This is a genomic window from Rheinheimera sp. A13L (assembly GCF_000217935.1).
GTDB lineage: Bacteria > Pseudomonadota > Gammaproteobacteria > Enterobacterales > Alteromonadaceae > Pararheinheimera.
In genome coordinates this window covers 87,169-99,944 of record NZ_AFHI01000071.1, presented here as the reverse complement: position 1 = coordinate 99,944, position 12,776 = coordinate 87,169, and the positions used below count along the sequence as shown (strand labels likewise).

The window sequence follows — 12,776 nt, the reverse complement described above, 5'->3', positions numbered from 1 at the left end:
TTGATTCAACAAAAATGGCAAAAAATGCTAGGCTAAGCGCCGTTTCGAAAAACTAATTTTGAGTGCTTACCGCTGTGCTGACTTCTGAGTATTTAACCTGCGCTGATCTTTTTGCCGACACTGTAGTCGACTGGCAAAAAACCGATGGCCGCAATGCATTGCCCTGGCAACAAGACCCAAGCCCTTACAGAGTGATGGTTAGCGAACTGATGTTGCAGCAAACTCAGGTCACTACAGTGATCCCCTATTTTCAGCGCTGGATGCAAAAGCTGCCTGATATTCATGCTTTAGCTGCAGCGGACACCGACACTGTCATGGCGTTATGGCAAGGTTTAGGTTATTACGCCAGAGCCCGTAATTTACATAAAGCCGCTAAATATATAGTTCATGATTTAGGTGAGTTTCCTTTTGAATTAAATGACTTATTAACCATCCCCGGCATAGGCCGCTATACAGCTGGGGCTATCCGCTCCTTTGCTTATGACGCTTATGGCCCCATAGTGGATGGTAATGTCAGGCGTTTATTCTGCCGTTTATTTGGCATTGAAGGTGTACCAACAACTTCTGCTGTAGATAAAAAACTCTGGGCTTTGGCTGATTTATTAACGCCAAAACAAAACAACAGACGTTTCGCTCAGGCCATGCTGGATTTAGGCGCTACTGTTTGTAAGCCTAAGCAGGCCGATTGTTTAAGTTGCCCGCTGAAAACCCAGTGTGTGGCTTTTAATACGGGCCGGGTAACAGAGTTGCCAACAGCTAAACCTAAAAAGATGACTCCAACTAAAGCAGGGCATTTTTTGTGGATAGAGCAAGGCGATAAACTCTTACTGCAAAAAAGACCGGATTCCGGCATTTGGGCTGATTTATGGTCTTTACCCCAAGTGGATGAAAGCGCTGAAGCCTTGTTGCAAGCTAAGCTGCAAGGTCAGTTTCAGCATGTGTTTTCACATTACAAGTTAGATGCTTCGGTCTGGCATCCTGCCTCTGGTGTGGCAGAACCAGCAGCTAGCAGCTGGTATAACAAAGAGCAGGTGATGGAAATTGGTTTACCTGCTCCTATTCGCAGCTGGATTGAAAAAAACTGGCTGAATAAAAACTAACTGCTTGCGATGAAGTCGTTTACAATATCGGCCTTTTTAAAAGCTAAGCAATGAGGTGAATAATGTCCCGTCAGGTATTTTGTGTTTATTTGCAAAAAGAAGCAGCAGGTTTAGATTTTCAGCTGTACCCGGGTGAGCTTGGCAAAAAAATATTCGACAGCATCAGCAAAGAAGCCTGGGCCTTATGGCAGTCAAAACAAATTATGCTGATCAATGAAAAAAAGCTGAATATGATGAATCTGGAGCACCGCAAATTGCTGGAAGAACAGATGCAGCAATTTTTATTTGAAGGCAAAGAAGTTCAGATCGAAGGTTACGTTCCTAAAGCTAAATAATTCTGGCAGATCCCGAAGGCGTGGCTGGTTTAAAGTCGCGCCTTTCTTTATAATTCGCATTAGAAAAATTAATTCTATTTTACCTAAGGCTGCAGGCTATGGCTCGGCGCTTACCCCCACTTAACGCGTTAAAGGCTTTTGAAACTGCGGCACGCCATCTTAGTTTTACTAAAGCGGCTGAAGAGATGTTTGTCACTCAGGCTGCTATTAGTCACCAGATCAAAGCGCTGGAAGACCATTTAGGCTTAAAGCTGTTTATGCGGAAAAACCGCTCCTTGCTTTTAACTGAAGAAGGCCAGAGCTACTTTTTAGATATTAAAGAAATTTTCCTGCAGCTGCATGAAGCCACAGAAAAGTTATTAGCCCGAGGTGCTAAAGGCTCCTTAACCGTCAGTTTGCAGCCAAGTTTTGCGATTCAGTGGCTGGTACCACGTTTAAGTTTATTCAGTGAAGAACATTCTGATATAGACGTAAGGATTAAAGCTGTCGACTCAGACGAAGGTTCGTTAACAGACGATGTGGACGTAGCCATTTATTATGGTCGTGGTAGCTGGCGTAATTTGCATGCCGATAAACTGCATACCGAATATTTGCTGCCTGTTTGTTCGCCTTTGTTATTAAATGGCAGCAAACCTTTAAAAGATGTGGCCGATTTACGCCACCATACTTTATTACACGATGGCTCACGTCAGGCCTGGAAAGACTGGTTTGTCAGTCAGGGCTTTAAAAACTTTAATGTGAATCAGGGGCCAATTTTTTCGCATACAGCTATGGTATTGCAGGCTGCTATTCATGGTCAGGGTGTGGCTTTGGCGCATAACGTTATGGCAAGGCCCGACATTAACTCAGGCCGCTTAATAGTGCCCTTTCACCATGTATTGCTGAGCAAAGACTCGCATTATCTGGTGTGCCGTGAAAACCAGACTGAGCTTGGCAAAATTGTCGCGTTCAGGCAGTGGATGGCCAAGCAAGTAGAGCTGGATCAGCAGGATTTTGCTGAACAACATTTTAATAATTCGACACCGGATTAATAAATGCCAGAGCAGTTAGCCCAGAGTGTTCTTGTTAAAGCCCCAAAACCTGTTGCCAGATTGCTGTTATGCCATGGTGCCGGAGCGCCGGTGCAATCAGAGTTCTGTCAGCTTTTAGCGCAGCAACTGGCAAATCAAGGTATTGAAGTCTGGGGTTTTAACTTTGCTTATATGCAAAAGACGCTGGCTGGCAAAAGGCAACTACCGGCCAAAATGCCGGTATTAATGGCTGAACTTTTAGAGCAAATAAGCCAAATGCCGACAGATTTACCTTTAGTTATTGCAGGTAAGTCGATGGGCGGTCGGGTTGCTACTCTGCTTGCTGCATCTGATTTGCTGCCGGGCGCAGTAAAAGCAGTGATAGCTTTTGGTTATCCTTTTCACCCGCCGAAAAAAGACAGTTGGCGTACAGAACATTTTGTAGATTTAAAAAGGCCTGTATTGGTGTTGCAGGGGGAAAGAGACCCTTTTGGCAGCGTCCAGGAACTGGCAGATAAGAGCTGGCCTTTGATCAATATAAAGTGGCTGGAAACTGGCGATCATGATTTTTCGCCGCTGAAGAAATCAGGTTTTAGCCAACAGCAGCTTATTGAACAAGCTGCTTGTATCAGCAGGAGCTTTATTAATGCATCTATTCTGGAAAATTAACACTAGTCTGGCCGCTTTTTACGGCGCCGTGACTGTAGGTTCAGCCGCTGCTTTAATGCATTTATGGCGTGGCACCATAGCGACAGAACAACTGGCTGTGCTTTTAAGTGCAGGTTTTATTTTAGCTTTTCATGTTGTTGCTTTATTGGCTTTATCAGCCTTTGACAAGCTGCAACAACAAAGTCCATGGCTAAGCCGCATTGCAGTAACTGCGATGCAAGTTGGGCTTTGGTTATTTGTTTATACTCTGGTGGCTGGCGTATTTAAGCTACCTTTACATTTTTCAGCTCTGGCGCCTTTAGGTGGTCAGTTGCTTATTTTAAGCTGGCTGGCTTTGGCCATCAGCCCTTGGATCAGGAAATAACATGAAGCAACTTTTGCTGTACTGCCGTTCAGGTTTTGAGAAAGAATGTGCCGGCGAAATTCAGGATAAAGCAGCGCAGGAAGAGGTGTTCGGTTTTTGCAAACTGACCAAAGACGCAGCTTTTGTCATTTTTGAAGCCTACGACAGTGAGGCATTAGCTGCCTTTTATCGTGACTATGATTTCACTAACTTTATCTTTGCCCGCCAGTGGTTTTTGCTGGTGGAAGACATGCTGCAACTGGATCCGGCCGACCGTATTACTACAGTGGTCGAATCGGCAATAGCTGCTGAATTATCTGCTTTTGGCGAGCTTCGGGTCGAATACCCTGAAACCAACGACGGCAAAACTTTATCTACTTTAGCCCGTAAACTGACAGTGCCACTGCGCCAGTCGTTACGTAAAGCTGGCGTATTGCTGCAAAAAGAAAATTCCCGTGCCCCTGTACTGCATTTGTTTATGCAAAGTGGCAGCAGCGCTTATTTAGGTATTTCTTACCCTGAAAACAACAGCCCGCTGGAAAACGGCATTATGCGGCTGAAATTTCCATCTGATGCACCTAGTCGTAGTACCTTAAAGCTGGAAGAGGCCTTTATTCAGTTTATTCCTAAGGACGAATGGGAAACCCGTTTAACTTCAGGTATGAGAGCAGTGGATTTAGGTGCTTGTCCTGGTGGCTGGACTTATCAGCTGGTTAAACGCAGCATGATGGTAACAGCTATAGATAACGGCATGATGGCCCAGTCTTTAATGGATACAGGCCAGGTTAAACACTTTCAGGTTGACGGCTTTAAATTCAGCCCGGACAAACGCAATGTGTATTGGCTGGTCTGTGACATGATTGAAAAGCCACAACGTGTTGGCAAACTGGTCTGCGATTGGCTGATCAATGACTGGTGTCAGGAAAGTATTTTTAACCTGAAACTACCTATGAAAAAACGCTACGAAACTGTGGTTGAAGTGCTGGATATGATGCAGCATAACTTCAACGAAGCAGGGCTGGACGTTGAAATTCAGGCCAAGCACTTGTACCACGACCGCGAGGAAGTGACAGTGCATGTGCGTAAGGTTTAATGCCGCTTAAACAAAGAGGGCAGGGATAAACTCTGCCCCTTAAACATCAGATATCCCATCAAACATAAGGCTTAACCAGCCCATCATAATCCATCACTTTTTGTACTGCAGGGCGGGCTAATACCTTTTGTACCCAGAGCGCTATAAAAGGGAAATCACGGGCTTTTTTCTCGTTGAAGTGGCGGGTCCAGCGGCATAACATCATGGCGTAAATATCTATCAGCGAGAATTCTTCGCCTAAAAACCATGGGCTGCAGTGGCTGGCTAGATGTTTATCCATTTGCTCCAGCAAGCCTTGGGCTTTTTGTTCTGCATGACGTTTTACATCTGCTGCATTTTGCTCTGAACTCACCCAGCGCTCCGGATAAAAATACACCACTAAAGTGCTTTGTAAGGTGGCGGATAACCAAATCAGCCACTTGTAAGCTTCAGCGCGTTCAAGAGTTCCTGGGGCTGGGAATAAGTTCTTTTCCGGGTGGCTATCCACTAAATGCAGGCAAATGGCTGCAGTTTCAAAAATCACCTGACCGCGATCCACTAAAGTTGGAATAGTGCCATTAGGGTTTAACGCCAGATAGTCAGCTTTTTTATGTGAACCGATGGCTGTGTCTGTTAAAACCAGCTCGTAAGGAACAGAGAGTTCTTCCAGCAGAATATGGGGTGCCATACTGGCTGTGCCTGGTGAATAATACAGTTGGTACATCGATATAACTCCTCAGAGAAAAACCTATCGGAGCATAGTAGTGTGAAGCGCAGATGATGGCAAAACTATCTTTGGAGCGGACTGACGTATAAGGTGGGGGAAAATAAATGGGTCAGAGCCAAGGCTCTGACCCAAAATATTACAAACGTTCCAGCATAGCTGCTGTAAAGTCTGTAGTGCCGTGGCTGCCACCTAAGTCGCGGGTGGTGCGGTCGCCTGATGCAATCACATCAGTTAAAGCGGCCAGAATCTTTTCTGCTTTGTCTTTCATGCCCAAATATTCCAGCATCTGAATAGAAGCTAAAATCACAGAGCTTGGGTTTGCCAGGTTTTTGCCTGCAATGTCCGGCGCGCTGCCGTGTACTGCTTCAAAAATGGCGCAGTCTTTGCCGATATTGGCGCCTGGTGCCATACCTAAACCACCGACTAAACCAGCACATAAGTCAGATAAAATGTCGCCAAACAGGTTGGTGGTAACTATTACATCAAACTGTTGTGGGTTCATCACCAGCTGCATACAGGCGTTATCAACGATCATCTCGCTGGCCTGAATATCAGGGTAACGTAAAGCCACTTCACGGGCTGTTTTTAAGAACAGGCCAGAGGTAGATTTCAGAATGTTGGCTTTGTGAACAATAGTCACTTTTTTGCGGTTTTCGCGACGTGCCAATTCAAAGGCGAACTCAACAATACGTTCAGAACCTTCACGGGTCACTACGCTCATGGCTTCAGCCAGCTCGCCTTCGTTTTTCACGATTTGGCCAGCACCTGAGTACATGCCTTCAGTGTTTTCACGTACTGTAATAATGTCGATATTTTCGTAACGGGCTTTAGTGCCTTTAAACGAAATCACTGGACGTACATTCGAGTACAGGCTGAATTTTTTACGTAAAGTGACGTTGATAGAAGTGAAACCTTCACCTACAGGCGTAGTTAATGGGCCTTTTAAAGTGATTTTGTTACGGGCAATAGCGTCAAGCGTGGTTTGAGGCAGCAACTCGCCAGTAGTTTCTAAAGCAGTTAAGCCAGCTTCAACATATTCATAGTTAAAGTTACAGCCTACTTTATCCAGCACCTGGATAGCTGCTTCTACTATGCTTGGGCCTATGCCATCACCTTTGATAACAGTAATAGTTTGTGAACTCATAACCTTCCTTAATAACTTAATCTGATGTGGACTCTGGTACTCAACACAACGCTGGATTTATACCCGTCGCCCTTGAAGTTGCTGCTTTGTTGACTGTGCCATCTCGCCCCAGTCACATAGCTTTACTATGCTCCTGGGGTCTCACTGGCTTGTCGCTTCGCCGAACCTTCAAGTAACTTGGGTATATACATTATTCTTATGACAGCTGTTGTAGCAGTGGTTGTGGAAAAACGCCGAAAATATACCAGTTTTGGTGTTTATTTTCCAGTTTATGCCGATATCTGCGACAAATCTGTCACTTCCTGCGGCATAACTTTAGAAAATGGAGAAATAAAACTACAACTGGCAATAAGTTGGGTAACAGGCTGAGTTTGTTCAGTCAATAAAGCCTGCCAGGCTGCTGCGGAGCTTGCTGTCTCTGGTTGTGTTGTGAAATGAGGTTCTACAAATTTATAGCTATGATCCAGCCTGCTCTGATCTTCCTTGTCGGAGAACACTGAATCTGTCAGATCAAAAGCAAAAGCCAACACAAAAGCCATAGGGTAAGAATGAGTGGCTGTCGGCAAGGCTCTGTAATGCAGGCAGGCATCTTGCCAACTTTGATTAAACTGCAAATGCTTCAGAGTTTTTACTGCCAGTTGTTGGTAGTGTTCACTTTGCCATAACTGCTGTTTTAACCAGGGGCTGATAAGGCTGACGGGCTCTGCAGGATGCGACAAGGCCAAAAAACGCAGATCGGATTGTTGCCACAAAGGCCAGCATAAACACCAGGCCAAAAGCTCAGCTTGTTGTGAAGTTAAGGCATAAAACTTTACGGGTTGTGTCAATAAGTACAGAGCTTTAGCTAATACCCGTCTGAACTCCAGCAACCAGTGGTGATGAGGTTGGTGTTGCTGCTGGCAATGTTGCTCCAGCCAGGCCTGTTTTAATAAGGGGAGTAATTGCTCCTGTCCCAGCATGGCAATAGCATGTTGAGTGGACTGAATTTTCTGTTGTTGCCTGCTTTGTGCTGAAGCCTTTTCCTGTAGTTGTTGCATCAACCAGGGATGTTGCTCAATCAGTTCTGCCTGCTGGCTTACTTTGGCTGCATGACACAATTGCTGTAACCAGCTTAAAGCCGGTAAGTCAGTGGCTTCTGGCCATTGTGGCAGTAGTTTATTCTCTTGTTGCCAGCCGTTTAGCCAGTCATCCTGACTGTATTGTCTGGGGTTTAGTAACTGCCAGTCTGCTGCAGTTACAGTCTGTGCCGGCAATAGTTGTTTTGTACTTTTATCATAAGGTTGCAGCAGTAACTGCATTTGTTCTGTGGTTTGAATTTCACAAAGCAGCAAGGCAAGGTTGGCATCAGAGTCACGCACAAAACGCCCTGTGCTGTAGCTGCTGCTGTTTAAACAAGACAGAGCCTGCCAGAACTGCTGCTCTGTAGTTGTGGCTTGTGGCAGCAGCATAACGGCAATTTTTTCCAGTGCTATCAGTTTGCCGGCACCTGGTAACATCAAACGTGTGACCTGCCAGCAAAAACTAATCAACTGGCTGAAATAGGGGCTTTGCCAGGTCGCCAAGCCTTTATTTTTGCCATAACACTGGCGCAGCAGCTTTAATACTCCAGCTTTTTCCGCTAATTCTTTATGTTGTTTAATAGTCACTACAGCAGGAAATTTCAGCTGTTGTTGTTCTAAAGCGCTTAGCTCTTCAGCTTTGGCCGACTTTTCCAATAAAGCAGTGACAGACAAATGCTGTAGCAGACAACTTTTTAACAGAGGTATTAATAATTCTTCAGGCCAGCGCCCGGCCATAGCAATAGCTGTCAGCAGCGCCGCTTCTTTGATAAAGACTTTACTTGAAATGCAACCAGTGGCTGGGGTCAGAGATAACTGGGATAACAGCAACAAAGGAGACTGATACGCCAGTTGAGTGCAAAGCTGGCAGATCTGTTGCAGCAAATTTAGTTGCTTAGCTAAACTAAACTCATGATTTTTTGAGTAAAAATCACTGCAGTCCTGATAGAGTGCTGTTAAAGATCCCAAAGTTGCCATCTTAATCCAGTTGGTTAAATTGCGCGACTGCGGTTTCACCTATAGCAATGAGTTGCTGATTCTTAAATAAAATAGCGGTGCATTCATCTTTGGTGGTGATGCCGTCAGTTTTTGTTCTGTGAGTGCGGTAATACAGTACCTGATAAACCTGTTGCTGGTGCTTTTTAGCTTCAGTAATGTCAGGCCCACCTAAATAATCAATCACCTGATTTCGGCTGATGGCTTTGGTTAAATCCAGTTTATAAATATATTTGGTGTTAAAGGCTTCTCTGTCCTGCCAGTTCATCTGATCAGGATCGTCTTTGTAAAACATCAGGGTAATACTGGTTAAACCGGCATACAGCACTAATCCTGCAAGTAAGAAGGCTATGGTTTTTACTTTCATCTTCTGCCTCAGCATGCTGTAAAACGTACTTGCTGCAAGTTAAGCCCCAACTGCAAATCAGTTTTCAGGCTTAAGATCTGCATAAACAGCTGCAGTTCAGCACGTGACGCCACAATCTTGTCTTTTAGTTTGGCCGGACAATCCGGATGAGCCAGAGCCGTTTTAATATCGGGCCCCAGTTTTAACAGTTCTGTTGCCGTTTTTGGCCCTATACCTGTCAGACCACTAATGTTATTCGTTTTATCACCCACCAGGCTCCAATATCGGACTAACTGCTCTGGTAACACGCCAAACTTCTGCTGCACTGTCTCAGCGCTATGCTGCTGGCGATTAAAATGGTCGTACACAGCCACACCTTCGGCCAGCAAAGGTAAATAACCTTTGTCAGTTGAAACTATAGTGACTTGCTGCTGATGTTTACACATCGTCATAGCCAGGCTGGCTATTACATCATCGGCTTCCTGAGCGGGCATTTGAAAGCTTTCGATGCCTGTATCGGCCAGTTTTTGCTTCAGTGCAGGCAAAGCCGTTTGTAAATGCTCCGGCATGGGCAGGCGATCTGCTTTGTAAGCAGGGTACAGCTGGGTGCGCCAGTTCAGGTGAGTCACTTCAAACACCGCCAGTGCGTGGCTGGGTTTAAATTGCCGTGTCAGCTTAACTACGATTTGTTGCAGTTGCTCTGCTGTATTGTGCAGCAGTTGTTGGCCTGTGGCTTCGCTGTATGGGGCAGGGGAGTTATGAAAAGGTCGTTCCTGTGCTGCGTATAAACGACGGACTAAGTTGAGTCCGTCGAGTAATAACAAATGTGCCATATCAGTTCAGAATTTGATAACAAGGCTCATATTTTGAACCTGGTAATTTCATCCGGCCCTGAGCAACAAAAGCCTGCAGCAGTTTATCCATCAGGTTCATTAACACAGGTTCACCTGACAGCTGAAAAGGCCCGTTTTGTTTGATGGCTCTTATACCTTCATCTTTGACATTACCTGCCACTATGCCAGAGAAAGCACGGCGCAGATGAGCTGCTAATTTTGCTTTATCTTGCTCCAGATGCAGATCCAAAGACGCCATATTCTGGTGAGTAGGAGCAAATGGATGCTGGAAGTCAGGCGCTATATGTAAGGTCCAGTTAAAGTGATAGGCATCACCACAACTCTTGCGATACTGCCGCACTTCAGTACAACCATGTTTCAGTTTGCGGGCTACTTCAGCCGGGTCGTCTATCACTATTTCAATCAGATCCAGTGCTTCTTTACCTAAAGTTTGTTCAATAAAACTGGCTAATTCAGCAAAATAAGCAGCGCTTTGTTGTGGTCCTGTCAGGATCACTGGCAACTTCTGATTTTTGTTTTTTTCGTGCAGCATAATGCCCAACAAATACAGCAGCTCTTCTGCTGTGCCTGCACCACCAGGGAAAATAATAATGCCGTGTGCTACCCGGATAAAAGCTTCAAGACGTTTTTCGATATCAGGCAAAATCACCAGCTCGTTCACTATAGGGTTTGGTGGTTCAGCTGCAATAATGCTTGGCTCTGTTAAACCTAAATAACGGCCTTTGGTATTACGTTGTTTGGCATGGCCTATGGTTGCACCTTTCATCGGGCCTTTCATAGCGCCAGGGCCACAGCCAGTGCAGATATCCATGCCACGTAAACCTAACTGGTAACCCACTTCTTTGGTGTATTTATATTCTGCTTCGTTAATCGAATGGCCACCCCAGCAGACAATCATATTTGGCTCTACTGCTGAATCTATCACGCGGGCATTACGCAAAATGTCATATACCGTATGGGTAATATGATCGCTGTTTTGTAAATCCAGTCTGTTAGCGTGGGTCAGTTGAGTGTGGAAAAACAGAATGTCACGCAAGACTGCAAATAAATGCTCATGAATACCACGGATGATTTGGCCGTCAACAAAAGCGCTTTCTGGTGGATTAAATAGCTCAATTTTGATACCGCGTTCACGGGCTAATAAATTCACATCAAAGCTTTTAAATTGATCATAAATTTCGCTGGAACTGTCGGTGTGGCTACCTACGTTTAATACGGCAAGGCAACAATTACGGAATAAGCTAAAGGCGTCAGTGCTGGTGTTATTCTTCAGGCGGTCAACTTCAAGTTGAGACAAAAGCGCCATGGCGCCCAACGGATTCAGTTGTACATGCATAGATTACTTCCTTATGACCCGGCTTGCGCCGATGCTTAGCTTTTTAATACGACTAAATCCCTGCCTGCACGTTTGGCTTCGTATAAAGCTTCGTCTGCACGGTCAAAAGCTGCTCTGTTATTGTCAGAGGCCTTGAGTTCAGTCGCACCAAAAGAAATTGAAATGGGCACGTTCTGGTCTTTGAATTTAAAGGGGATTTTCTTGATCCTTTCCCTCAGATTATTCAGAGGCTGTTTAAGTTCAGATAAATGTGTTTCCGGGAACAAAATAATAAACTCTTCGCCACCATAACGGGCGATAAAGTCAGTTTCACGTAAGCTTTGTTTTAACGCCTGAGCTATGACTTTTAAGGTTTTATCACCAGCGCTATGGCCATAGTTATCGTTAATTTGTTTAAAGTGATCCACGTCAGCCAAAGCTATAGCCAAAGGTTTACCATAACGTTGAGCGCGGCGGATTTCCAGCTCAAAACGTTCGTCAAAAGCTGCTCTGTTAGGTAATTCTGTTAAGGCATCCTGCAGGCTTCTGAATTTTTGCTCGGCCAGACGTTTTTTAAATTGTGTTGCTTCCTGTTCCAGTTCAGACAGGCGGGATTCCATTTGTCGTAAGGTGGTTAACATCAGCTCACGTTCGTCTTTTTCCAATTGCTCTTTTTCACGCAAAGAATTGGTAATAGCACCCAGTTTAGTGCTGACCAAAGACTGCAACTGCTCCAGCGAAGTGGCTGATTTAGTGTCTGCAGTTAAATTGGTGATTTGCAGCTCTATTTGCTGGTTCAGCAGCTGCATTTTTTCTTTAATGCTGTTGGAGCTATTTAGCGAAGAAACAACAGCTTGCTGCACCCCGGTCAGGGCTTCGTTTAGTTTTAGCAGAAAATGTTGAGCCGACTGACGCTCGTCTGTCACTGAAGCAATAATAATTTCAATAGTGCGTAAGCAGGACTCCAGCAGGGACTCAATGCTGACATCGGACAATAAAGTTAAGCGAATTCTTTCTATATCCTGGCCATATTTACCTTCAAAGGCCAATTCACTCAGCAGGTTAGTCAGTTCAACAGAAATTTGCCGGCAAATAGACTGATACTTCTTGTCGTCCTCAGTACCGCTTTGCTCATTTTGTTGTTTAGTGGCCAAAGCTGATTGATACAACTCTGTTAAACGGGTGATATGAGGTAAAAATGCCTGCACAGTAGAAGAAGGCTCTTCGACTTTCGTCAGCAAATCACGTAAGTCGCGCCTTAACTGATCCGGTAAACCACGTTGTTTCTGCAACATTTTTCCGGCATCTGTTAAAGTGCTTTGGGCTTTTTTCAGATCGGATAGCTGCCGGGCTTCCAGTGTTTTCAGAGTTTCAACGGCGCTTTCTACCAAAGGCAGAATTTTTTCCAAATCAGTACCCTTGGCAAACTCCTGACGCAAACGCGCCAGCTTATTATCCAGCTCAATATCTATGCCTTTACAGGCCAAAGACAACCTGGAGACAAATTGAGACAAAATTTTAAACTGACTTTCGTAAGTATCTTCCAGCTGTTTGCGTGCTTTTACTGCATTTGCCAGCTGTTGTTTTACATCACTTTGCTGCTCGGCCACCAGAATCATTCCCCAGGTACAAAACCCGCTCGGTTTGAGCTAAGTATATCTGCAATAATGATAAAAGCGACAGCTTAATCTGGCAGGAAATGAAAAAAGCGGACTAAAAGTCCGCTTAAAATCAGCAATTATGTAGGGTATTTTTTTGTGGTTACTTTTTGGTTAAATAGTATGGTAACCAGCTTTGTTCTTCAGCA

At 44.8% G+C, this 12,776-nt stretch carries 13 protein-coding genes; 6 read left to right on the top strand and 7 right to left on the bottom strand.

The window, feature by feature from the left end; translation table 11 throughout:
* Positions 1 to 74: 74 nt before the first annotated feature.
* The 6 genes from mutY (at position 75) to rlmM (ending at position 4,550) form a co-directional block, all read left to right on the top strand.
* Entirely contained in the window at positions 75 to 1,100 is a 1,026-nt protein-coding gene (gene mutY / locus RHEIN_RS19280) for an A/G-specific adenine glycosylase (RefSeq protein ID WP_008900662.1), read from the top strand.
* 62 nt (positions 1,101 to 1,162) lie between these two features.
* Positions 1,163 to 1,435 carry an oxidative damage protection protein gene (locus tag RHEIN_RS19275; protein ID WP_008900661.1) on the top strand — a complete coding sequence of 91 codons (273 nt, stop codon included), beginning with the start codon at positions 1,163 to 1,165 and terminating at the stop codon, positions 1,433 to 1,435.
* Between the two features lie 98 nt (positions 1,436 to 1,533).
* Positions 1,534 to 2,466 carry a transcriptional regulator GcvA gene (locus RHEIN_RS19270; RefSeq protein ID WP_008900660.1) on the top strand — a complete coding sequence of 311 codons (933 nt, stop codon included), beginning with the start codon at positions 1,534 to 1,536 and terminating at the stop codon, positions 2,464 to 2,466.
* Between the two features lie 3 nt (positions 2,467 to 2,469).
* Positions 2,470 to 3,114: an alpha/beta fold hydrolase gene (locus RHEIN_RS19265; RefSeq protein WP_008900659.1), complete on the top strand. Its 645-nt coding sequence runs from the start codon at positions 2,470 to 2,472 to the stop codon at positions 3,112 to 3,114.
* On the top strand, positions 3,092 to 3,478 hold the full coding sequence (locus RHEIN_RS19260; RefSeq protein ID WP_008900658.1) for a DUF423 domain-containing protein: 387 nt from the start codon (positions 3,092 to 3,094) through the stop codon (positions 3,476 to 3,478). The genes RHEIN_RS19265 and RHEIN_RS19260 overlap by 23 nt, the downstream gene beginning before the upstream one ends.
* A gap of 1 nt (position 3,479) precedes the next feature.
* Positions 3,480 to 4,550, top strand: a complete 1,071-nt coding sequence (gene rlmM, locus RHEIN_RS19255; RefSeq protein ID WP_008900657.1) for a 23S rRNA (cytidine(2498)-2'-O)-methyltransferase RlmM — start codon at positions 3,480 to 3,482, stop codon at positions 4,548 to 4,550.
* Positions 4,551 to 4,608: 58 nt separating this feature from the next.
* On the opposite strand, the gene RHEIN_RS19250 is transcribed toward rlmM, so the two are convergent.
* From RHEIN_RS19250 to RHEIN_RS19220, 7 genes are all read right to left on the bottom strand, one after another.
* Entirely contained in the window at positions 4,609 to 5,253 is a 645-nt protein-coding gene (locus tag RHEIN_RS19250; protein WP_008900656.1) for a glutathione S-transferase family protein, read from the bottom strand.
* 139 nt (positions 5,254 to 5,392) lie between these two features.
* On the bottom strand, positions 5,393 to 6,400 hold the full coding sequence (locus RHEIN_RS19245) for an isocitrate dehydrogenase (protein ID WP_008900655.1): 1,008 nt from the start codon (positions 6,398 to 6,400) through the stop codon (positions 5,393 to 5,395).
* Positions 6,401 to 6,669: 269 nt separating this feature from the next.
* Positions 6,670 to 8,436, bottom strand: a complete 1,767-nt coding sequence (locus RHEIN_RS19240) for a hypothetical protein (RefSeq protein ID WP_008900654.1) — start codon at positions 8,434 to 8,436, stop codon at positions 6,670 to 6,672.
* A gap of 1 nt (position 8,437) precedes the next feature.
* Positions 8,438 to 8,821 (bottom strand): DUF3192 domain-containing protein, encoded by a 384-nt coding sequence (locus RHEIN_RS19235; protein ID WP_008900653.1) that lies wholly within the window; start codon positions 8,819 to 8,821, stop codon positions 8,438 to 8,440.
* Between the two features lie 8 nt (positions 8,822 to 8,829).
* Complete coding sequence (gene xni / locus RHEIN_RS19230) at positions 8,830 to 9,633, bottom strand: flap endonuclease Xni (protein WP_008900652.1); 804 nt, start codon at positions 9,631 to 9,633, stop codon at positions 8,830 to 8,832.
* 1 nt (position 9,634) lies between these two features.
* Complete coding sequence (gene ppnN / locus RHEIN_RS19225; RefSeq protein ID WP_008900651.1) at positions 9,635 to 10,990, bottom strand: nucleotide 5'-monophosphate nucleosidase PpnN; 1,356 nt, start codon at positions 10,988 to 10,990, stop codon at positions 9,635 to 9,637.
* Positions 10,991 to 11,025: 35 nt separating this feature from the next.
* Positions 11,026 to 12,588, bottom strand: coding sequence for a GGDEF domain-containing protein (locus RHEIN_RS19220; protein WP_040555487.1), 1,563 nt, complete (start codon positions 12,586 to 12,588; stop codon positions 11,026 to 11,028).
* Positions 12,589 to 12,776 lie beyond the last annotated feature (188 nt).

Coding starts and splice junctions, on each gene's coding strand:
- RHEIN_RS19275 (WP_008900661.1), top strand. CDS start 1,163: ATGTCCCGTCAGGTATTTTGTGTTTATTTGCAAAAAGAAGCAGCAGGT.
- RHEIN_RS19270 (WP_008900660.1), top strand. CDS start 1,534: ATGGCTCGGCGCTTACCCCCACTTAACGCGTTAAAGGCTTTTGAAACT.
- RHEIN_RS19265 (WP_008900659.1), top strand. CDS start 2,470: ATGCCAGAGCAGTTAGCCCAGAGTGTTCTTGTTAAAGCCCCAAAACCT.
- RHEIN_RS19260 (WP_008900658.1), top strand. CDS start 3,092: ATGCATCTATTCTGGAAAATTAACACTAGTCTGGCCGCTTTTTACGGC.
- rlmM (WP_008900657.1), top strand. CDS start 3,480: ATGAAGCAACTTTTGCTGTACTGCCGTTCAGGTTTTGAGAAAGAATGT.
- RHEIN_RS19250 (WP_008900656.1), bottom strand. CDS start 5,253: ATGTACCAACTGTATTATTCACCAGGCACAGCCAGTATGGCACCCCAT.
- RHEIN_RS19245 (WP_008900655.1), bottom strand. CDS start 6,400: ATGAGTTCACAAACTATTACTGTTATCAAAGGTGATGGCATAGGCCCA.
- RHEIN_RS19240 (WP_008900654.1), bottom strand. CDS start 8,436: ATGGCAACTTTGGGATCTTTAACAGCACTCTATCAGGACTGCAGTGAT.
- RHEIN_RS19235 (WP_008900653.1), bottom strand. CDS start 8,821: ATGAAAGTAAAAACCATAGCCTTCTTACTTGCAGGATTAGTGCTGTAT.
- xni (WP_008900652.1), bottom strand. CDS start 9,633: ATGGCACATTTGTTATTACTCGACGGACTCAACTTAGTCCGTCGTTTA.
- ppnN (WP_008900651.1), bottom strand. CDS start 10,990: ATGCATGTACAACTGAATCCGTTGGGCGCCATGGCGCTTTTGTCTCAA.
- RHEIN_RS19220 (WP_040555487.1), bottom strand. CDS start 12,588: ATGATTCTGGTGGCCGAGCAGCAAAGTGATGTAAAACAACAGCTGGCA.